At 44.5% G+C, this 21,123-nt stretch carries 18 protein-coding genes; 7 read left to right on the top strand and 11 right to left on the bottom strand.

The window, feature by feature from the left end:
• Positions 1-4: 4 nt before the first annotated feature.
• From FLM48_RS05760 to murJ, 8 genes are all read right to left on the bottom strand, one after another.
• Entirely contained in the window at positions 5-988 is a 984-nt protein-coding gene (locus tag FLM48_RS05760; RefSeq protein WP_179023997.1) for a PilW family protein, read from the bottom strand.
• Positions 989-1,543 (bottom strand): type IV pilus modification protein PilV, encoded by a 555-nt coding sequence (gene pilV / locus FLM48_RS05755; protein ID WP_179023996.1) that lies wholly within the window; start codon positions 1,541-1,543, stop codon positions 989-991.
• Positions 1,544-1,769: 226 nt separating this feature from the next.
• The gene (ispH, locus tag FLM48_RS05750) at positions 1,770-2,723 is read right to left on the bottom strand and encodes a 4-hydroxy-3-methylbut-2-enyl diphosphate reductase (RefSeq protein ID WP_037470713.1); all 954 of its coding nucleotides are present in this window, start codon (positions 2,721-2,723) and stop codon (positions 1,770-1,772) included.
• 2 nt (positions 2,724-2,725) lie between these two features.
• Entirely contained in the window at positions 2,726-3,148 is a 423-nt protein-coding gene (fkpB, locus tag FLM48_RS05745; protein ID WP_028772575.1) for an FKBP-type peptidyl-prolyl cis-trans isomerase, read from the bottom strand.
• 3 nt (positions 3,149-3,151) lie between these two features.
• A complete protein-coding gene (gene lspA / locus FLM48_RS05740; RefSeq protein WP_179023995.1) occupies positions 3,152-3,679 on the bottom strand; it encodes a signal peptidase II in 528 nt (175 codons plus the stop codon).
• A 13-nt stretch (positions 3,680-3,692) separates the two neighbouring features.
• Complete coding sequence (gene ileS / locus FLM48_RS05735; RefSeq protein WP_179023994.1) at positions 3,693-6,515, bottom strand: isoleucine--tRNA ligase; 2,823 nt, start codon at positions 6,513-6,515, stop codon at positions 3,693-3,695.
• Positions 6,516-6,547: 32 nt separating this feature from the next.
• The gene (gene ribF, locus FLM48_RS05730; protein WP_028772572.1) at positions 6,548-7,483 is read right to left on the bottom strand and encodes a bifunctional riboflavin kinase/FAD synthetase; all 936 of its coding nucleotides are present in this window, start codon (positions 7,481-7,483) and stop codon (positions 6,548-6,550) included.
• 65 nt (positions 7,484-7,548) lie between these two features.
• On the bottom strand, positions 7,549-9,108 hold the full coding sequence (gene murJ, locus FLM48_RS05725) for a murein biosynthesis integral membrane protein MurJ (RefSeq protein ID WP_179023993.1): 1,560 nt from the start codon (positions 9,106-9,108) through the stop codon (positions 7,549-7,551).
• Positions 9,109-9,355: 247 nt separating this feature from the next.
• Between murJ and rpsT the strand changes: the two genes are divergently transcribed.
• Positions 9,356-9,622: a 30S ribosomal protein S20 gene (rpsT, locus tag FLM48_RS05720; RefSeq protein ID WP_028772570.1), complete on the top strand. Its 267-nt coding sequence runs from the start codon at positions 9,356-9,358 to the stop codon at positions 9,620-9,622.
• A 106-nt stretch (positions 9,623-9,728) separates the two neighbouring features.
• On the opposite strand, the gene FLM48_RS05715 is transcribed toward rpsT, so the two are convergent.
• Complete coding sequence (locus FLM48_RS05715) at positions 9,729-9,926, bottom strand: hypothetical protein (RefSeq protein ID WP_179023992.1); 198 nt, start codon at positions 9,924-9,926, stop codon at positions 9,729-9,731.
• A gap of 235 nt (positions 9,927-10,161) precedes the next feature.
• Positions 10,162-10,458: a metalloregulator ArsR/SmtB family transcription factor gene (locus FLM48_RS05710; RefSeq protein ID WP_028774842.1), complete on the bottom strand. Its 297-nt coding sequence runs from the start codon at positions 10,456-10,458 to the stop codon at positions 10,162-10,164.
• A 135-nt stretch (positions 10,459-10,593) separates the two neighbouring features.
• Between FLM48_RS05710 and FLM48_RS05705 the strand changes: the two genes are divergently transcribed.
• A complete protein-coding gene (locus tag FLM48_RS05705) occupies positions 10,594-12,021 on the top strand; it encodes a M28 family peptidase (RefSeq protein ID WP_179023991.1) in 1,428 nt (475 codons plus the stop codon).
• Positions 12,022-12,308: 287 nt separating this feature from the next.
• Here the strand turns inward: FLM48_RS05705 and FLM48_RS05700 are convergent, their stop codons facing one another.
• On the bottom strand, positions 12,309-13,052 hold the full coding sequence (locus tag FLM48_RS05700) for a FadR/GntR family transcriptional regulator (protein ID WP_028773170.1): 744 nt from the start codon (positions 13,050-13,052) through the stop codon (positions 12,309-12,311).
• A 412-nt stretch (positions 13,053-13,464) separates the two neighbouring features.
• On the opposite strand from FLM48_RS05700, the gene FLM48_RS05695 reads away from it, so the two are divergent.
• The 5 genes from FLM48_RS05695 to FLM48_RS05675 all read left to right on the top strand — a co-directional run bounded on the left by FLM48_RS05695 (position 13,465) and on the right by FLM48_RS05675 (position 20,712).
• Entirely contained in the window at positions 13,465-15,777 is a 2,313-nt protein-coding gene (locus FLM48_RS05695) for a polysaccharide lyase 6 family protein (RefSeq protein ID WP_179023990.1), read from the top strand.
• A 53-nt stretch (positions 15,778-15,830) separates the two neighbouring features.
• The gene (locus FLM48_RS05690) at positions 15,831-18,074 is read left to right on the top strand and encodes a heparinase II/III family protein (RefSeq protein ID WP_179026281.1); all 2,244 of its coding nucleotides are present in this window, start codon (positions 15,831-15,833) and stop codon (positions 18,072-18,074) included.
• Positions 18,071-18,418 (top strand): cupin domain-containing protein, encoded by a 348-nt coding sequence (locus tag FLM48_RS05685; protein WP_028773167.1) that lies wholly within the window; start codon positions 18,071-18,073, stop codon positions 18,416-18,418. The genes FLM48_RS05690 and FLM48_RS05685 overlap by 4 nt, the downstream gene beginning before the upstream one ends.
• On the top strand, positions 18,415-19,707 hold the full coding sequence (locus tag FLM48_RS05680) for an MFS transporter (protein WP_028773166.1): 1,293 nt from the start codon (positions 18,415-18,417) through the stop codon (positions 19,705-19,707). The genes FLM48_RS05685 and FLM48_RS05680 overlap by 4 nt, the downstream gene beginning before the upstream one ends.
• A gap of 63 nt (positions 19,708-19,770) precedes the next feature.
• Positions 19,771-20,712: a sugar kinase gene (locus FLM48_RS05675; RefSeq protein ID WP_179023989.1), complete on the top strand. Its 942-nt coding sequence runs from the start codon at positions 19,771-19,773 to the stop codon at positions 20,710-20,712.
• The last annotated feature ends 411 nt before the right edge of the window (positions 20,713-21,123 follow it).

The following is a 21,123-nucleotide window of genomic DNA, read 5'->3' as shown; positions in this document are numbered from 1 at the left end:
CCAACTAATTTCTTATCATTACTGGGTTTTCAAGTACGATAGTACTCGACACAACCTTACGCCTAAAGTTATCCCCAGGCGCTGCAATCGTTTTATCACCCAAAGTATATTGAGTGTTATTGGTATAACTACGATCAGCTTCTGTTGACCTAACCAACAAAAAGATTCTCATAGAAACCAGACGTTGAAATAGTTCATTATCCCACATCAACGTTGTAACGTTCTGCACTGGCATATAGGTATCAGCCGTATCGTCACCATCATTATCAAACCCATAGAGAATGCGCATATTCTCTATACCTTCGACTAGTTGCTCTTCGTTGTTCATGCCATTATTGACCGATAGAGTCCGTCTGCGTAACACGGGAATATCACCATCATTGCGAATAAAATATATATGATGTTGATACTCCCAAAATCTACCATTAGCTAGTACCGGTGTAGCCTGAGCTCCGGTAAAAAATATTGCTTGGTTAGCTGTCGCGCCTATGTAGTAACGTGTAGGGTTATTTGGTGCTAATGTACTTGGCCCGAGTAAACGCTTAACCTGAATGACATCAGTGCCAGTCTCTACACCATTTAAACAAGCAAAAGATTGAGCACTAACGCCGGCTTCATAACCCCATAAGCGGCGAAAATGTGCCGGTTGATTGTTAGGTAATGTGGCGTTATTTAACCCTCCACCTACACAATCGTTACCAACTGCACCAGCCAAAACCTGAGTATTACTGCCAAGCACAAAATCTGTTCCGGTCATATCTGCCATAAAGCCTAGTTGGGTGATATCTCGCTCTATCAACGCTAAACCTATACGGCCACTTTCTTGCAGCTGACTAAACTGACTAGTCGTTGTCACATTGGTGGCTGACATATTGAACATGGCGAACACACCCGCAGCTAAAAAAAGACTAGTCACCATTGCCACCATCAACTCAACTAATGACATGCCTGCCTGGCGAATAATCGCTTGTCTGTGCGTTAATCCCATTTATATAATTACCGTGTTCAAAACAAAAATTCGGCGCCGATCACTCGCCATACCGCAGCCTTTAACAAAGCTGCTATCATTATTTGCTGCACCATCAGACACCTCACGAATACCGCGCCATGCCATCACTACCGTTACCGTGCCATTACCTTGCACCGAAACACAGGCTGTTGGGGTATCCAATCCACCGACATTTCTGCCCCCAACTTGCTCAGCAGCGCCAGTAAATAATTGCTCCCACTGATACAGATCCCATTGCCGAGTTTCTGTCGTTGTGCATATCGCATTCGCTGCCACCGCAACATCGCATGATTTTGCCGGCTCAGAAAGGTTGCCAGAATAACTCCCCGCATAGTTTGCTAGCTCATTGCGATTTAGCTTCATGCGATTAATGACATCATTAGCATAATAAGATGCCTGGGTTTGCTGAAAAGACTCAAAACTGCCTCGTTTCGCAACCACATGTAAGTTAAAAACACCGACTAAACCAATGACTAAGATCACTAACGCTACCATGACCTCAATTAAGGAAAAGCCTCTGCCATTTTGAACCATGAGTGTCAAACCCTCTGAAATCGTCACATTTTTGACTACAAAAAAGTGATTTACCCTTTAAAAATCTTAATCTTAGCTATATTTATGCTGTATTAGTTAATCATAGATGAGTCAGATGTTACACGCTAGTAATATTAGTGTCTAAAAATCTAATTCATTAGATCCAGACTAAATTTTAAGCAATAAAAAAGGAGCCACATGGCTCCTTATTTGGTTGGGCAAGTCACTACCTTAATTCGGCAGGTACTTCAAAAACCGTATCTTCTTTACGGCCTTCAACTTCAACAATAGTACTTGGTGCAAGCTGAGCAATAGCATCAATCACTTGTTTAACCAACACTTCTGGCGCAGAAGCTCCCGCGGTAACAGCAACTTTAGAGATACCGTCAAACCAATTTGAATCGATATCATCGGCATTATCGACTAAATAGGACTGAGTGCCCTTCTTCATTGCCAATTCTTTAAGCCGGTTAGAGTTAGAGCTATTTTTCGAACCTACAACAATGAAAAGATCCACATTGTTGGCCACGTTTCTTACCGCATCTTGGCGATTTTGTGTGGCATAACAGATATCATCCTTGCGTGGACCTTTAATTGAAGGGAAACGTTTCTGCAAAGAAGCAATCACATCGGCAGTATCATCCATCGACAAGGTCGTTTGGGTTACAAAACACAAGTTATCAGGGTCTTTAACTACCAAGTTAGCCACATCTTCTGGTGACTCAACCAATAAAACCCCACCTTCGGGGTTATCGTACTGCCCCATAGTCCCCTCAACTTCAGGGTGACCGGCATGACCAATTAAAATGCACTCAATACCTTTGCGGCTTGCGCGAGTCACTTGTAAATGCACCTTAGTGACCAATGGACAGGTTGCATCAAACACCTTCAATCCACGAGATTTAGCTTCTGCTCTCACCGCTTGTGATACACCGTGAGCACTAAAGATGACAATACTGTCATCGGGCACTTGATGTAGCTCATCAACAAACACCGCACCGCGATCTTTTAGATTTTGCACCACATAACGGTTATGAACCACCTCGTGACGTACATATATCGGCGGCGAGAATAGCTCAAGTGCACGTTCAACAATGCTGATAGCCCGATCTACGCCCGCACAAAATCCCCGTGGATTAGCAAGTTGAATTTGTAAACTGCCTTGCTGTTGACTCGCCATAATTACAATACCTCTACGACTTCAAGCTCAAAAGTCACCTTGCGGCCAGCCAAAGGATGATTAAGATCAACGGTCACAGAGTCACCCGCAACGTCCCTCACTATCCCCGGAATCTCACTGCCACCAGGGCCACCGAAACTGACAATAACCCCTTCTTCTAAGGTCATGTCTGCTGGAAACTTACTGCGATCTAGATGATGGATAGCATCAGGGTTTGACTCACCAAACGCATCAGCCGGCTCTAACGTAAACTGATGCTGATCGCCGACGTTAAGATTGGCAAGCTGTGCTTCAAACGCAGGGCTTAGGCTTTCATCACCAATATTAAGTCTTGCAGGTTTACCTGAAGCCTTGGTGCTATCAGCTGTTGAACCATCTTCAAGCACAATGTTCATATGACACACTAATGAACGAGGGTTTGTCATGTCCTACTCCTTTGCCGCTGGCTTGTCAGCACTAGCCGCTTGCTTATCTTCGCGTTCAGTTATAAACGAATCAATAATAATTAACGCTGCACCAACACAAATCGCTGAGTCAGCGATATTAAACGCGGGGAAGTGGCTTTTGTTCCAGTAAAAATCAAGAAAATCCACCACAAAGCCATGCTGTAAACGGTCAATTAGGTTACCAAGCGCGCCGCCAATCACTAGGGTGTAAGCCAGGTTTAGGCGCCACATGCTGCTAGGCTGTTTGCGCAGCCAAATTGTCAGCAAGGTACTGAAGCCCACAGCAACAAAGGTGAACAGCCAACGTTGCCATCCACCTGCATCACTTAAAAAGCTAAATGCAGCACCGTAATTCCTAACGTAGGTAAAATTAAAAAACGGCAGCAATTGAATTGACTCGTACAAGTCAAAACTTGCCAGAACCCATTGCTTGGATAGTTGGTCAGCAACAAACACCAACACCACTATCCAATACCAACGCAAGCCACTCTCTTTCCAATTAGCTGGCATTTACATGGCTTCCTTAAGCAAACTGACGAACTTCGCCGTCACCTTCAATATTGGTGACACAGCGAGTACACAGTAGTGGATGCTCAGTCACCTGCCCCACATCTTCGCGGTGATGCCAACAGCGATCGCACTTTTGTGCGGTTGATTTTTCAACGAGTAGCTTGAGCCCTTCAAGCTCAGTCGCTACCGCATCGTCACCTGCTTGTGCTAAAGGCACAATCTGGGTGTTCGATGTCAACAATACAAAGCGCAACTCATCGCCTAGCGTCGCTAACGACTCGGCAAGTTTTTCATCAGCAAACAAGGTCACTTCGGCTTCTAGCGAGCCACCAACGCGTTGCTCACGTCTTGCCTGCTCAATACTCTTATTCACTTCATCACGTACGGTGATAAGGCTCTGCCAATAATCATCACTTAAGTCAGACTCTAGAGTGATTGATTGTAGGCCGTCATACCATTGCTGAGTAAACACATATTGTTCACGCTCACCAGGCAGTAACTGCCAAATTTCATCAGCAGTAAAACTTAGAATTGGCGCAATCCAACGTACCATCGCTTCAGCAATCAGATACAAGGCACTTTGACAAGAACGACGTGCAACGCTGTCACTCTTGGCGGTGTACTGACGATCTTTAATGATATCAAGGTAGAAACTACCTAGCTCCACCGAGCAGAACTGCATTAATTTTTGCGTAACTAGGTGGAAGTTATATTGCTCATATGCTTCTAGAATCTCTGTTTGCAGTGTGGCTGCGCGGCGCACAACCCAGCGATCTAATGCCACCATATCTTCAACAGCGACCATATCCGTTTCAGGGTTGAAACCGTTTAGGTTAGCTAATAAGAAACGAGCGGTATTTCGGATACGACGATACGCATCAGCACTGCGTTTTAAAATCTCATCAGAGACTGTCATTTCGCCGCTGTAATCAGTCGCAGCAACCCATAGGCGCAGGATATCAGCCCCTAATTTGTTGGTCACTTGCTGAGGAGCTATCACATTGCCCACTGACTTCGACATCTTTCTGCCTTGGCCATCGACGGTGAAACCATGGGTCAACACTTGTTTGTATGGCGCCTTGCCGTTCATCGCCGTTGAAATCATCAATGATGACATGAACCAACCGCGATGTTGATCGCTACCTTCAAGGTACAAATCGACACCATGGCCATGATATTCAGGACGTGCAGCAACGACTGATGAGAAAGTCGAGCCAGAGTCATACCACACATCCAAAGTATCAGTCACTTTACGGTATTGCTCAGCTTCATCGCCAAGCAGCTCTGCGCTATCCATATCCCACCAAGCCTGAATTCCTTCTTGCTCGATGCGGTTAGCAACCCGCTCCATAAGTGACACACTATCTGGGTGTAACTCTTCAGTTTCGCGGTGAACAAATAGTGTAATTGGCACGCCCCAAGTACGCTGGCGTGAAATACACCAGTCTGGGCGGTTCTCAACCATCTTCTCAATACGACTTTGTCCCCAATCAGGAATCCATTGAGTTTGCTCTATCTCTTTTAACGACTGCGTACGTAAACCTTTGTTGTCCATCGAGATGAACCACTGCGGCGTCGCACGGAAAATAATTGGAGTCTTATGACGCCAGCAATGTGGGTAACTATGACGATATGCCACATGATTAAGCAGCGCGCCTTTCTCTTCTAACAGGGCAACCACATTGTCATTGGCTTTAAAAACATGCTGACCCGCAAAAAACTCAGTGTCAGACTTGTATACACCGTTGTCACCAACTGGATTAGCCACTTCTAGGCCATATTTCTGACCAATCACGAAATCGTCTTGACCGTGACCTGGCGCGGTATGAACCACACCAGTACCAGAATCGATAGTGACATGATCACCAATAATCGCTGGCACATCAAAGCTATAAAACGGGTGATTAAAGCGCATTAGCTCAAGCGCCTGGCCTTGAACTGTTCCCAAGACCTTGTGGCTTTCAGCGCCATAACGCTCCAGGCATGACTCAACCAACGCCTGGGCAACCACGATGGCCACACGTTGGCCTTCCTTAACAAATTCGACTAGGTCATAATCAATGTCACCCGCTAATGACAAAGCGCGGTTAGCTGGCAGTGTCCAGGGCGTCGTGGTCCAAATAACCATCGACACATCAATATCCAATGCCTCAACACCAAACTTGGCTAGCAGTGCAGATTTGTCGACAGCAGTAAAACCAACATCAATTGCTGGTGAAGTCTTATCTTCATATTCAACTTCTGCTTCAGCCAATGCCGAACCACAATCAGTACACCAATGCACAGGCTTAACACCTTTATGCAAGTGGCCACTATCAATTACTTTAGCTAGTGAGCGAACAATATTAGCTTCAGTATCAAAGTTCATTGTGAGATAGGGATTTTGCCAATCACCAAGCACACCTAAGCGAATGAAGTCATCACGCTGACCATCGACTTGCTTAGCAGCATATTCGCGACATTTCTGGCGGAATTCACCGGCGGTCACTTTATGACCAGGCTTACCCACTTTTTGCTCTACTTTTAGCTCAATCGGCAAACCATGGCAGTCCCAACCAGGGATATACGGCGCATCAAAGCCAGACAGGGTCTTTGACTTTACAATGATGTCTTTAAGGATTTTGTTAACAGAGTGACCAATATGAATACTGCCGTTAGCATACGGCGGGCCATCGTGAAGAATAAATGGTTTTGCGCCTGTGCGGCTTTCACGGATCTTTTGGTATAAACCATTCTTAGTCCATGATTTCAACATTTCTGGCTCACGTTTAGCCAGGTTACCGCGCATCGGAAAATCAGTTTCCGGCAAATTTAATGTAGATTTATAGTCGCTCATTGATCCTATACCATTTATTTAGCTAAAAGAGCTCAGCCTGCATCAAAGCCAAGCAGAGCTTTGGCTCTGTCAGCATCATTTTTAATCTGTCGTTTCAGCGCATCTAAAGATTTAAATGGCTGTTCATCACGAATCTTCGCCACCAATTCAACCTCAACAGTTCGACCATACAGATCACCATCAAAATCAAATAAGTGGACTTCTAATTGACAAGTCTGGCCATTCACTGTGGGTCTAAACCCCACATTAGCCACACCTTCGTATACGTCGCTGTCATGCCAATGTAACTTGACCGCAAACACGCCTCTTACCGGTGATACTTTGCGTTTCAACGCAATATTCGCGGTAGGAAAGCCTATGGTTCGACCAATTTTTTGGCCATGTGCTACGCGCCCCGATAAAGTAAAGGGATGACCGAGCAATCGTCTTGCTTGTTCTAAATTGCCTTTGGCCAGTAGCTGACGAATTTCTGTTGAACTCACTCGTTTGTCGCCCAACAAAAAACTCTGCGTACTGACGACTGCAAAGCCAAATTGTTCACCGGCTCGTTTAAGCATGTCAAAATTGCCTTGGCGATCACGGCCAAAACAAAAATCATCTCCGACCACCAAATACCGCACACCGAGCTTGTTGACCAGTAGCTGCTCAATAAACTCTTGCGCGGGCATGTTGGCCAACTTTTTATTAAAGTTCGCACAAAGCAAACGCTCAACACCCAGCTCATCTAATAAGCTCATCTTGTCACGTAACAAGCTCAATCGTGCTGGCGCGCTATCACCGCGAAAAAGTTCTTGCGGTTGTGGCTCGAAGGTCATCAAACAAGCTGGAACTTGAAATTGTTCGGCCTTTTTTACTAGTTTACTAATCACTTCAGCATGACCACGATGCACCCCATCGAAATTACCGATAGTGAGCACGCAACCATGATGTGTTGGCAAAATATTGTGTATACCGCGGATCAGTTCCATTACATTCAATAACTAGCAAGCATAAGTTGGCGGATTATATACCAGCTAGACGCGAGAATCAGCACTCAAAAGCCAGCTTTCAGTTTCCAAGGTCGAATTCCCATCAAAATCATCGCCAAAAGATACACAAAAGCCCCAGCAAAGATCAGCCCAAACAGCCAGTAAACCCGCACTAGAAAGCTAAAATCTACCCATTGACTAATAGGTGGAACAAATTGATATATAAACAAAACCATGGCAGCAGATGCTAATACGGTTTTAGCAAAGAACATTAGGGTTTGGCGAGTAACTCGGTATACACCCGCTTTATGCAAACCGCGATATAATAAAGTTGCATTAAGTAGCGCCGATAGCGAGGTGGCGATGGCTAAACCAACATAGCCAAACGGAATAGCGAAAATTAGGTTAAATACCATATTGCTCACCATCGCAATAATGCCGTAGCGAACCGGAGTTTTAGTATCTTGGCGTGAATAATAGCCCGGCGCTAGCACCTTTATCAGCATAAAACTCAGTAAACCGCTGCCATAGGCCATTAAACTGTATGAGGCCATTTCAACATCATCAAAGCTAAAGGCACCACGCATAAACAGTACCATTAACATAGGTTTGGCTAGGATGATTAAGCCACACATCGCGGGTAGCCCTAGCAATAAAATCGCTTTAACCCCCCAATCCATGGTATGCGAGAATCCCTCACTTTGTTCATTAACATGCTTTTTTGATAACGCAGGCAGAATCACTGTCGCAATGGCAATGCCAAATAACCCCAATGGAAACTCAAGCAGTCTGTCTGAGTAGTACAGCCAACTGATTGAACCTGTTACCAAGAAACTGGCAATAAACGTATCAAGCAATAAGTTAATTTGTGAGACCGACACACCAAACAGCGCAGGAATCATCAAGGTTCTAATTTTAACCACGCCAGGGTGATGCCAGCCCCAACTTGGTTTTACCAGAGCGCGCTCGCGATAAAGAAATGGAATTTGAAACAAAAACTGGATTAATCCACCCAAAAATACGCCAATCGCTAAACCTATTTCTGGTCGTGCCATATTGGGGGCGATATACAGTGCAGCCGCAATGATAGCAACGTTAAGAAAAACGGGCGTAAACGCCGATACCGCAAATCGACCCCGGGTATTGAGAATCGAGCCAGCCAACGCCGTAAAAGTGATAAACCATAAATAGGGGAAAGTGATTTTCAACATCAAAGAGGCGAGTTCGAACTTCTCTCCATTGGGCTCATCATTAAGCCAAGCTAAAAACCACCCACCACCAAACAAAGCTGTTAATAGCGGAGAACCAATCACCCCGAGCAAGGTGACTATCGTAACGACTAAACCTAAAGTACCCGCTACTTTACTCAGTAAAGCACGCACTGCTTCATCAGTTTGTTTTTGCTGATACTCTGTTAATACGGGGACAAATGCTTGGGCAAAAGCCCCTTCGGCAAACAATCGGCGTAAAAAATTAGGAATTTTGTTAGCAAAAAAGAATACATCAGCACTGCTTCCGGCCCCCATTAGGTTGGCAATAACCACATCTCTAACTAAACCTAATACGCGCGAAATCAGTGTCATAGCACTGACGATCATCCCTGACTTAAAAAGTTTCTTGCTCAAAATGCCCCCAGACAAGTGCAAAAAAAGGTTGGGCAAGCGTCTAGAAAAGTGGATTTCCCCCTGTTGCCTAGCCTCAAATACTGCTAGAATTACGCCCCATATTACACGAGTTGGGTTGAGAAACGCCAAGTATGAGCGATTAATTTATCTTTAAGATAAAGTTTCGATCATTGTCATTGACAAAGTGACAAAAAAAGGGCATATTCCTCGACCTTTAAAAATATCTAACCCTTTTAGGAGTTGCACCTTGGCTAATAGCAAGTCTGCAAAGAAGCGCGCGCTTCAATCTGAAAAACGTCGTCAGCACAATGCTAGCCGTCGTTCAATGTTACGTTCTTACGTGAAAAAAGTTATCGCAGCTATCCAAGCTGGCGATCACAAAGCGGCTACTGAAGCATTTAATGCTGCACAACCAATCGTTGACCGTATGGCGACTAAAGGCCTTATTCACAAGAATAAAGCTGCACGTCATAAGGCTCGTTTAAACGCAAAAATTAAAGCACTAGCTGCTTAATTTTTCGTATAGCGAATTAAAAAAACCGGCTTAAGCCGGTTTTTTTATGTCTGCTGTTTTATACCAATCAATTATCTTATACCAATCAGTATAAACATTTAGTCACTCAGTGAGAATTTAGCGGTTCTGAGGCAAGGCCCTTAAATGCTCCTGCATTAATGACATTCACCACATCCATGTGGTTTGCAACGAGTGAAGAGCATAGTTGTTCTACGGTTAAACTCGTTAACACGGCATCATAACCGCTAAAACTCACCATTCTGGCGCGTTTTTGGCTGCCTATTTCTGCGTTGAATAACCTCACAAGGAGCAACCATTGTTTCAGTACTCACTTTGAATTAGCCGGCCTTGATTTAGTTTGCAAAAAGCGCGCTGAGTAGATCAAATTCTTATAATGATTGGTATTATTCATCAGTGCGAATAAAGCTGCCTCCCCTCGCTAGCAACTTCTACACAGACCAATACCGCGACAATATTATTGCGCACACAACAAAAAGCTGACTGAGCCCCCCGCTCCGCCAGCACTATGCCATGATTACTTAGTGGCAGTAGATATTGTTTAACAGCTTGATGATTTCAGAGACTTCTTGGCTCTTCAAAGAATAATAAACAGTTTGAGCTTCTTTACGCGTCTCAACCAAATTATCCTTTCTTAACCAAGCTAAATGTTGTGACAGTGCAGATTGACTTAAGCCCAATTTCTTATTCATCTCACCAACACACATCTCTCCTTCACTTAGCAAATAGCATAAGATAAACAATCGACGTTCGTTAGCCAAAGCCTTCAGCAAAACAACGGCATGGTCCGCTCGTTGCTGCATTAATTCAATATTCATTACGAGCATTTTCTCCTAAAACAAACCCCGGCCCTAATATAACGTTGCAGCACAAATATAGTCGGGACATAAAGCACACTTTTTGCTAGATTGTTTTCAAAAATGGGACATACGTAATAAAAATAAAGGAAACTCATGAAAAGTAGCCCTGTCAAAACTCTGGTCGGCCTAATATTCGTTAGCTTATTAGGGTGTCAGCAAACCCCAAAATCTCCCCCTGAAGTTACCGAGCCGTTGTCAGCAAATGATACCGTAGCCATGTCGCTGCAACAGCAAGCACTCAACTCAAATTTAGCCTATGAACTGGTTGAGTCATTAACGGTAGAAATTGGCCCTCGTCTAGCAGGTAGTGATAAAGATCTGATGGCCGTTGATTGGGCTATGGATAAACTTAAAGGCTTAGGCTTTGACCGTGTTTATAAAGAAGCTGTTCAGGTACCAGTGTGGGAACGTGGTCATGCCAGCGCCAGTGTTGTTAGCCCCTACCCTCAACCTTTGGTGATTACCGCCTTAGGGGGGTCGGTAGCAACCTCAAGCAGTGGTTTGCAGGCAGAAATCGTGCGTTTCGATACACTTGCAGCACTCAAAGAAGCGGACAGTGCGAGTGTTGAAGGCAAAATCGTATTCATTGATCATAAGACCGAGCGACACAAAACTGGCAAGGGCTATGGTAAAACAGTGGGTGGCCGCTCTCGTGGTGCCGTTGCTGCCGCTGAGAAAGGCGCTGTAGGCATAGTCATTCGCTCAATTGGCACCGATCATGACCGTATGGCCCACACAGGGATGATGCGCTATAAAGAGGGGGTCGCACGTATTCCTGCAGCAGCCCTATCTAGCCCAGATGCCGATCAGTTAACCCTCATGCTCAAACGCAGTGATAGCGTTACTATCAACCTTAACATGTCACCAAAAGGTCATGGTGTAGCGACTTCTTACAATGTTATTGCCGAAGTTACCGGTGCTAGCAAACCTGAAGAGATTGTACTAATTGGTGCCCACCTTGATTCTTGGGATGAAGGCACTGGCGCTATTGATGACGGTGCCGGTGTAGGTATCGTCACGGCTGCCGGTAAGTTAATTCAAGATTTACCCCAAAAACCTGCCCGCACTGTGCGTGTGGTGTTATATGCCGCCGAAGAAGTGGGATTAGTGGGTGGCAAAACTTACGCTAAAGAGCATGCTGATGAATTAGATCGCCATTACATAGCAGCAGAATCAGATTTCGGTGCGGGACGAATTTACCAAATAGATTTTCGTGTCAATGAGCAGGTCTTCACTCAGTTACAAGCTCAAACAGCTGTTATGGCCAATAATGGCGTAGTAAAGGGTAATAATCAGGCCTCTGGCGGACCAGATGTATCTATGCTGCCAAAACTAGGCGTTCCGGTGGCATCACTGCGCCAAGATGGTACAGATTATTTTGACTATCACCATACGCCCAATGACACATTAGATAAAATTGAGCCAGCAGCACTGGCACAAAACGTCGCGGCCTATGCGCAGTTTGCTTACCTAATGGCACAATCTGAATTAGATCTTCGTCCGATACTCGCCAAAAAGTAACGATAAACCCATTTGTACCAATAGTTGAGCTTGCAGCTTAACCTGTAACAACAAAAAGGCCATCAGTGATGATGGCCTTTTTTATATATAAACCGACTAAACCGCCTTTCATCGATACCAACTTAAAGCAGCGATACAAAGGTGAGCTTTGTATTCTATTGCCAATTTGTAACGCTCACTTAGAAAGTGTGAACAGGGCAGGCAAAAACAATCGTGCACGAGGCAGTGCGACTTATAACCGCTTTATTAGTACTCGAGGCATCCAATTGCATCGACTGTAATGCCATTTACTCAGCGGCTCGATTGACTAAGTTATTGATCGAATATAAATCGCGCTTTTCACTATTTTTACGTCTAACTTCTTCTAATGCTTGCGCTTCAACAGTATCAAATAACACATTGATAAGTCGATTAAAGTGACTATGCATTGCTTGCCTAGCTAAAGAGGCTTCGCCCGCCATCAGAGCTTCATAAATGGCAGTATGCTCATCCAAAGTTTTTTGATTATCTTTACTACAAACACTGTCGTAATCAACAATAATTTTTTGACTGGAAGTTCTCAGCGCCCACAGGTTTTGAAAGGAGTTGATCAAGGCACTGTTGCGAGTAGCGCCGGCAATAATTTGATGGAACATTTCATCTGCTTCTTCAACATATGATCTGTTTTCCATCATGGTCAGTGTTTTCTTTAACTCAACAAGCTCTTCTGCGGTTATCGTTTTCGCTGCAAGTGCGGCAATTTCACCCTCAACCAACGCACGAGCTTGGGTCAGTTCAAAAGCATTTATCTTACTCATCGGGTTCGATGTCGCTGCCGAATGTAAGACATATACGCCAGAACCTGTTTTAACTTCTATCTTCTCGCGAACTTCTAACGCAATAATGGCCTCACGTATTGTCGGTCGGCTCACATCAAATTTCTCAGCCAACTCTCTTTCCGGCGGCAAACGACTACCCGGTGCATATTCACCGTTAACAATAGATGCTTCAATCTCATCAACTATGCGCCAAAACATACGCCGACTCTTCATATCTAGTCCTTAGACAGTTAAATCATTTACATTTCTATACGGTCCATAATATCGATTTACATTACCAACGCAAACCGAATTTTGCTTTTTTTATCAGAAATATTGCGACTTCGCACTTAAATCGGCACCTAATACAAACAATATTGGTAATAACCAGGCATTCACAAAACCTTTAAATTGGTAACACAAATCGGTTGACAGATGTCAGTGTAATTGGTTAGTGTCTAACCATTGTTAATTTCTTGTTTGTTTTTGTGCAATTCAACCACAAACACTAACAACTCATAAACAAGCAATAAGTCGACAGTCATGGTCGACGACTAAGTTACTGCATAACTATCAATAGGTCGAGCTGTAGCCCAATGGCACAGTGAGGTTGGTTACTCAGACAACAATAATAAAGAGAGTCTTCATGCAATTACATCATCAAGCTGAAAGTCTACTAACACAAAAATTGGTTTCACTTTCTGTTTTAGTTAAGCCCGCTCTCTTTATAGCGGCATGTATAAGTTCAGCCTCACTTTATGCCGAAACCTATACCGTCAGTAACCAACAAGAATTCAATCAAGCAGTCAGCAAGCTCACCGCCGGTGATAATGTCGTTCTTGCTAACGGCATTTGGCCAGACTTTGAAGTTGTGTTTACCGGCAATGGCCGTGAAAATGCTCCGATATCACTGTCAGCCCAAACCCAAGGGCAAGTTATCTTAACCGGTCAGTCAAATCTGAAACTGTCCGGCAGTTACCTACATGTTTCAGGACTGGTTTTTAAAGACGGATTCACTCCAAGCAATGAAGTCATTGCTTTTCGCACTTCAAAAAATCAGCTTGCCAACCATTCCCGTGTTAGCCAAGTGGTAATTGACAACTACAACAACCCCGATCGCCATGAATCTGATTCTTGGGTGTCAATTTATGGCAAACATAATCGATTCGACCATAACCATTTAGTGGGTAAACGAAATAAAGGCGTCACACTAGCAGTAAGACTCAACACCGCTGCAAGCCAAGAAAATCACCATAGAATTGATCATAACTACTTCGGTCCGCGCCCTATATTAGGCTCCAATGGCGGCGAAACACTGCGCATTGGTACCAGCCACTATTCAATGAGCAACTCATTCACTGTTGTAGAAAACAATTATTTTGACCGGTGCGATGGGGAAGTAGAAATTATCTCGGTTAAATCTGGTAAGAATATTCTACGTAACAACACCTTCTTTGAGTCTCGCGGCACCTTAACCATGCGCCACGGCAACGGCAATAACATTAGCGATAATGTATTTATTGGTAATGGCGTTGATCATACTGGCGGTATCCGGGTAATTAATCGCGACCAGACCATTACTAACAACTATTTAGAAGGGCTAAAGGGCTACCGTTTTGGCAGTGGGTTTACTGTGATGAATGGCGTACCTAACTCACCTATCAACCGTTATCACCAAGTCGTCAACGCCAATGTAAGCCATAACAGTTTTATCGACGTTGACCACATTCACCTTGCAGCAGGCAGTGATAAAGAACGCTCAGCCATTCCGCTAGATTCTCTGTTTAGTCACAACCTTTTTGTTAACCGCAATTCACAAGCGCCGTTTTCTGTCTTTGATGACATTAGCGGTATTCAGTTTGCTGACAACCTCTCCAACCAATTGGATAATAACCTCATTAAACAAGGCATCAAAGCGGACAAGGTATCACTTGAACGTGCCAGTAATGGCTTGCTTTATCCAGCAAACGAACACAGTGAAACTTTCGGTGCTAGCAAGCAGCTCAACCCGATAGCTAAAGAGGCAACAGGGGTAAATTGGTATCCGAAGCGCGAACCAGAAGTTGCATTTGATTCGGGCCAAACCCATACCGTGAGTGATAGCAATGCATTAGTGGCAGCGGTTAAAGCCGCAAGCGCAGGTGACACCATTGTTTTGACTGCCGGTGACTATGCAATTGAAAAAATCATCAAAATCAATAAAACCCTGAGTATTGTGTCTGAGCAGCCCAAACAAGCAAAACTGACTTTTAGCCGGCCAACCTTATTTGAAATTCAAAACGGCGGAAGTCTAAAACTGGCTGGGTTAACGATATCTGGAGAAAACAGTTTAGATTCAGCTGGCAATACTGTTGTAAGAACAAGCAAATGGGGCATGTTAACTAACTACCGATTTAGCTTGTTAGATAGCGATATCAGCCAGTTAGACATCAACCATTCCTTTCATTTCTTTGATTCTGGGGCACGTGCATTTGCCCGAGATATCACCATTGCCAATAACCGATTTAGTAACATCAGCGGCGATCTATTCAGACTCGATAAAGAGAGTGACGACTTAGGTATTTACAACGCCGAATACCTCACTATCGAAAATAACCAATTTACTGATATCGAAGGCGCACTGGTTAAATTGTATCGTGGCGGCACTGATGAAAGTACCTTCGGTCCCCACCTTATTTTCAACAATAACCAACTAATCAGTGTCGGTAATGGCAAGCGTAACAAGCAAAAAGCAAGTTTGTACTTACACGGTACCCAAGTGGCAAGTATCAGTGGCAACAACTTCACACAAAGCGCTGGTATTAATATTGAACACACCACGGGTGAGCCCATCACTCAAGTGACTGACAACCAGTTCATCGATACTAAGCAACCGCAAGTTGCCGAACTCTATGCCGTTGGTACAAGCACAGCTGTGATTCGTAATAACACGACAACTTTTTCTAACGACCGTAAATAATCATCATGACTTATAAATACATACCAAGCTTGAAGATATTCAACGCCCTACTGATGACAGTAATCGGCTTGTTGCTAATGCCCCTAAGCGCTCAGGCTGCAAAGCTAAACCACCCAACATTGGTCGTCAATCAACAAGATGTCGACACAATGCGCGAAGCGATTAAGCAGCCAGGGCTTTTCCAGCAAGCGTTTATTGCTAAAAAGGCCAGTGTCGACACTTTTATCGGTCAAGCTACTGATGTCCCCACCCCGACAGATGCTGGAGGCGGATACACCCACGAAAGACACAAGAAAAACTATCAGCATATGTACGATGCAGGAATGATGTATCAACTCACTCAAGAGTCAAAATACGCTGATTTCGTTCGTGACATGCTGTTGCAGTATGCAGTGCTCTATCCAACACTACCTCGCCATCCCAAACGCAAAAGCAGTAATGAGGGCAAACTGTTTTGGCAAGGATTAAATGAAGCTGTTTGGCTAGTGCACACAATACAAGCCTATGACTTTATTGTAGAGACACTGTCTCCCGCACAAGTAGATAGTATTGAGTCAAATCTATTGTTGCCAGTCGCTAACTTTCTGTCGGTTGAATCTCCACATACCTTTAATAAGGTACATAACCACGGCACTTGGGCCACTGCAGCTGTGGGCATGACAGGCTTTGTCCTTGATCGACCTCACTTAGTGGATATCGCCCTTTATGATTTAGAAAAATCGGGTAAAGGCGGGTTTCTGCGTCAGCTAGATGAGTTGTTCTCACCTGATGGCTATTATAACGAAGGCCCTTATTACCAACGTTATGCCTTACTGCCATTCGTGACTTTTGCTAAAGCGTTACAGCAAAACCAGCCTGAACGAAAGATCTTTGAATACCGAGATGGCATTCTGTTGAAAGCCATCTATAGCACCATAGAGTTAAGCTACAACGGTCTATTTTTCCCACTTAACGACGCCATTAAAAGTAAAGGCATCGATACGATGGAGTTGGTTATTGCCGTTAGCATGGCCTATGGGTTAACCGCCGACCGCAATTTGGTCGATATCGCCAAGCAACAAGATACTATTCTATTAACGGGTGATGGATTAAAGCTGGCACAGGCGATCGCGACAAATACCGCTACACACTACCCGTTTAGCTCTCGACTATTTACCGATGGTAAGAACGCAGATGAGGGTGCACTTGTTGTGATGCGCCACTCAACTCCTAGCCAACCTGCCGTAGTGTTTAAAGCCACCGCACAAGGATTAGGCCATGGCCACTTCGATAAGCTGACTTGGCAGTTTTATGATGGCGGCAATGAAATTATCTCCGACTACGGCGCGGCGCGATTCTTAAACATCGAAGCCAAAGCTGGCGGCCGCTACCTACCAGAAAACAAAACTTGGGCGAAGCAAACGATTGCCCACAACACCCTAGTTGCAGATGAAACCAGTCACTTTGACGCCGATGTCAAAGTTGGCAACAGCAACCATCCAAGCATTAAATACTATTTTAGTGATACAAAAGTGACACTCGCCTCGGCCAGTATTGCCACTGCATATGAGGGCATAGATATCACCCGAACCATGGCGTTAGCGACTATCGACTTACCGCAAGGCCCTGTTCCTTTGGTGTTTGATATTGTTGATGTCAAAAGCAATGATGAGCACCAATATGATCTGCCAGTGCACTACCAAGGGCAGCTAATTGACACCAACTTTAAGCGTATTGCAGCAACAACTGAGCTCAAGCCGCTTGGCACTCAAGCTGGGTATCAACATTTGTGGTTGCGAGCGAAATCGGCAACGAATGTCGACACTGCTCAATCATCTATCAATCAAGTCACTTGGCTCAACGACAACGGTCGCTTCTACACTCACAGCAGTATTACTGACGGTAACGTAGAAATGCTGTTTACTCAGCTAGGTGCCAATGATCCAAACTTTAATTTACGCACAGAAAATAGCTTCATCCAACGGGTGGCTCAAGCCAAAAATCAGCGTTTTGTCAGTGTGATTGAGCCCCACGGTGAATACAACCCGTCGGCCGAATACACCTTAAACGCCACCAGCAATGTGCGGGCACTGTCATTCCAAAAACAAGACGATGTCAATGTCATCGGCTTCTCTTTGGCAACGCATAGCGGTGAAATCAAGCAGTACGTGTTGGCAATCTCAGATAAAGCACAATCTAACCACACTAAAAATAACGTTAAATCGTCAAACCTGAATAGCTTTTACTATAACGACAAGCCATATCGCTTCGCGGATAGATACCAGTTATTAGACATTACTCAGCGGGAGTCAAAATGACGCAAAGTAAACATTTTTCCTTTGGAAATGAAACTGAAATTGAAGATATCGGTGGCGGCCTAAAGCGTCAAATGCTTGGGTACAATCATGAGCTTATGGCGGTGAAAATATGGTTTGAGAAAGGCGCTATTGGGTACAACCATGCCCATAGACACTCTCAAGTCACTTACGTTGTTGAAGGTGAGTTTCACTTTAATATTGATGGCGTAACCCAAATTTTAAAAGCCGGTGACAGTTGTATGATTCCGCCGCACACAGACCATGGCGCAACATGTCCTACCGGTGGAATACTAATCGATACCTTTAGTCCAGCACGCGAAGACTTTCTTGAGGCCTCATCATGAAAATTACCAATTTAAGATGGTGGGTCATTTTGCTCATCGCTCTGGCCACAGTGATCAACTATATTGATCGTTCCGCCTTAAGCGTGCTTTGGCCAGATATCGTCGAAGAGGTTTTTCCAGAGAAAACCACACTGGAACGTAAGCAAATTTATGCAAACATCTCCATTGTGTTCATTTTATCCTATGCATTTGGCCAAGCCATTTTTGGTAAAATTTTTGACTGGCTCGGCACCCGGTTGGGCTTTGTGTTATCAATCGGTGTATGGTCGCTGGCAACCGCAGCCCACGCATTTGCCCAAGGGGCATTAAGCTTCTCAATTTTCAGAGCGATATTAGGTGTCGCTGAAGCCGGAAACTGGCCTGGTGCAGCAAAAAGTAATGCCGATTGGTTTCCAACTAAAGAACGCGCCTTAGCACAGGGGATTTTCAACTCTGGTGCCGCAATCGGCGGCATCGTGTCTATCCCACTTATCGCCTATATGACAGTGTATTTCAGCTGGCAAATGGTGTTTATTCTTATCGGTTTAATTGGTCTGTTATGGCTGATCCCATGGATAATTTTAGTTAAAGCTCCGCCTCAATCTCACCCATGGATCACAGAGGAAGAGCGCGAATACATCCTCACGGGACAAAAGTGTACTCCAGAGGAACAACCCGATGCTAAAGAATACAACCCAACGACCAAAGAGCTGTTATGCCATAAACAAAGTTGGGGCGTCATTATTGCCTCTGCAGCAATCGACCCTATTTGGTGGCTATTTGTTTTCTGGATCCCCATCTACCTTAATGAAGTTTATGGTATGGATGTTAAATCGATTGGTATCTACGGTTGGGTTCCCTATGTCGGCGCAATGCTAGGCGCTTGGTGTGGTGGTTTACTCGCTCAGAACCGCCTCAAAGCCGGTTGGACTGTAAACCGCACCCGAAAATTCACAATTACCTTAGGTTGCCTGATCATGCTACCTGCCTTGCTTGCAATGGCAGATCCTGGCGCACCAACCACAGCCGTACTGATTATGGCGGTGATCTTGTTTGGCTTTCAAACCGCTATTGGTAATGTGCAGACTTTACCCAGTGATCTATATGGTAAAAAGGCCGTGGGTACACTAGCAGGCTTATCTGGCATGGCCGCCAAATTAGGCGCCTTGGGGTTAACAGCACTAGTGCCCTACTTAACCGCTGATGGTAACTATACCCCAGCGTTTGTTATTGGCGCTTCGTTAGCCGTTATTGCAATTGCTGCTGTATGGGTACTGATCCCTAAAATAGCGCCAGTTTGCAAGCACTAACCAACAATATTAAGTGAACATTGGCAATTCAATTTAAAGTTTTAAGCAGATAGGAACCCGTTAATGAAGAACATTTATTTACTTGGCGAATGTATGATTGAGTTAATGAATACCTCGGTTAATACCATGAAGCAATCTTTCGCCGGCGATGTTTATAACACTGCGGTGTACCTTAAACGGACGTTTCCACAAACCAATGTTCACTTAGTCACCGCCGTTGGCACTGATAGGTTTAGTCAGAACATGATTGCATGTTTTAAAGATGAAAATATTCAATCGGATCTGGTATTCCAATCTAAAAACAAAACGCCAGGGCTTTATGCGATCGATCTCGATGAGAACGGCGAGCGTAGTTTTACCTATTGGCGAGAAAACTCAGCAGCTCGACAAGTTATGCAGCATATCGATGATGCGGCCATAGCCCAACTTAGCCAAGGCGATATGTTCTTCTTTTCTGGAATATCTATCGCCGTCATTGAACCGCATGCCCGAGCAGGCTTTTGGCAGATGGTTGACCAATTAATACAAGCGGGTGTACAGATCGTCTTTGACCCAAACTATCGCCCTAGAATGTGGTCAAGCGCAGACGAAGCCCAAACCCAGTTCAAATTGGCCTTCGCAAAAGCATCAACTGTTTTACCCGGAATCGACGACTTTGAGCAATTGTTCGCTATCGACACAGCACAAGGGGTTATCGACTTTTTGGCTCCTTACCCCATCACGGAGCTGATCATCAAAAACGGCCCAGCATCACTGATTGTGGTTAAGCAAAACCTAAACGATGGCCACCCCCAAGAGATACAGGTCAGCCCTGTTAAGCACGTGGTTGATACTACGTCGGCCGGAGATTCATTTAATGGGGTATATTTAGGCGCTAAGCTCAATGGTATCAATGACCTCGAGGCTATCAATATGGCAGCACAATCCGCCGCCTATGTTATTCAACATAAAGGCGCCATAGTGGATAAAAGCGGCTTCGAAGCGTTTTGGCAAGCACAATTTTAACCACCCGCCTCATCTATCTATACGGTTCACCTTATCATTTTACTGATTAAGGTGAACCCACTCCACATTCGTAAACGACTTTAGCAAGCTCCTCCCCACATCTCTCGCTCAACAACTCTTGCTCCAAATCTCTCACGGCACTTTTGCTCCACAGCAAAGGCTCCCCCGCCTCTACGGCTACTCGGCACTACGATTATCCATCACGGTTTAAGACATTTAGCCACTCGGTTAACCAATTGTAATACCAATCACCAGCTAGGCCTTACCAATTATTTAATTAAGCTATCCCCCGTGAGATAAATCATTAAACCTATGCCCACAAGGAAATTGTGAAAAACAGCAGTTTACAAAGAGAGAGAAAAGCAATTTTAAATCAACAGCTTACAAAATCCACAACTCAATCTAATACAT

The organism is Shewanella sp. Scap07 (assembly GCF_013394145.1).
GTDB lineage: Bacteria > Pseudomonadota > Gammaproteobacteria > Enterobacterales > Shewanellaceae > Shewanella > Shewanella waksmanii.
Note: the sequence above shows the minus strand (reverse complement) of the source record. Positions and strands in the feature narration are given on the sequence as shown.

Excerpts from the sequence above, each read along its gene's own strand:
- FLM48_RS05760 (WP_179023997.1), bottom strand. The coding sequence starts at position 988 with ATGGGATTAACGCACAGACAAGCGATTATTCGCCAGGCAGGCATGTCA.
- pilV (WP_179023996.1), bottom strand. The coding sequence starts at position 1,543 with ATGGTTCAAAATGGCAGAGGCTTTTCCTTAATTGAGGTCATGGTAGCG.
- ispH (WP_037470713.1), bottom strand. The coding sequence starts at position 2,723 with ATGGCGAGTCAACAGCAAGGCAGTTTACAAATTCAACTTGCTAATCCA.
- fkpB (WP_028772575.1), bottom strand. The coding sequence starts at position 3,148 with ATGACAAACCCTCGTTCATTAGTGTGTCATATGAACATTGTGCTTGAA.
- lspA (WP_179023995.1), bottom strand. The coding sequence starts at position 3,679 with ATGCCAGCTAATTGGAAAGAGAGTGGCTTGCGTTGGTATTGGATAGTG.
- ileS (WP_179023994.1), bottom strand. The coding sequence starts at position 6,515 with ATGAGCGACTATAAATCTACATTAAATTTGCCGGAAACTGATTTTCCG.
- ribF (WP_028772572.1), bottom strand. The coding sequence starts at position 7,483 with ATGGAACTGATCCGCGGTATACACAATATTTTGCCAACACATCATGGT.
- FLM48_RS05710 (WP_028774842.1), bottom strand. The coding sequence starts at position 10,458 with ATGAATATTGAATTAATGCAGCAACGAGCGGACCATGCCGTTGTTTTG.
- FLM48_RS05705 (WP_179023991.1), top strand. The coding sequence starts at position 10,594 with ATGAAAAGTAGCCCTGTCAAAACTCTGGTCGGCCTAATATTCGTTAGC.
- FLM48_RS05700 (WP_028773170.1), bottom strand. The coding sequence starts at position 13,052 with ATGAAGAGTCGGCGTATGTTTTGGCGCATAGTTGATGAGATTGAAGCA.
- FLM48_RS05695 (WP_179023990.1), top strand. The coding sequence starts at position 13,465 with ATGCAATTACATCATCAAGCTGAAAGTCTACTAACACAAAAATTGGTT.
- FLM48_RS05690 (WP_179026281.1), top strand. The coding sequence starts at position 15,831 with ATGACAGTAATCGGCTTGTTGCTAATGCCCCTAAGCGCTCAGGCTGCA.
- FLM48_RS05685 (WP_028773167.1), top strand. The coding sequence starts at position 18,071 with ATGACGCAAAGTAAACATTTTTCCTTTGGAAATGAAACTGAAATTGAA.
- FLM48_RS05680 (WP_028773166.1), top strand. The coding sequence starts at position 18,415 with ATGAAAATTACCAATTTAAGATGGTGGGTCATTTTGCTCATCGCTCTG.
- FLM48_RS05675 (WP_179023989.1), top strand. The coding sequence starts at position 19,771 with ATGAAGAACATTTATTTACTTGGCGAATGTATGATTGAGTTAATGAAT.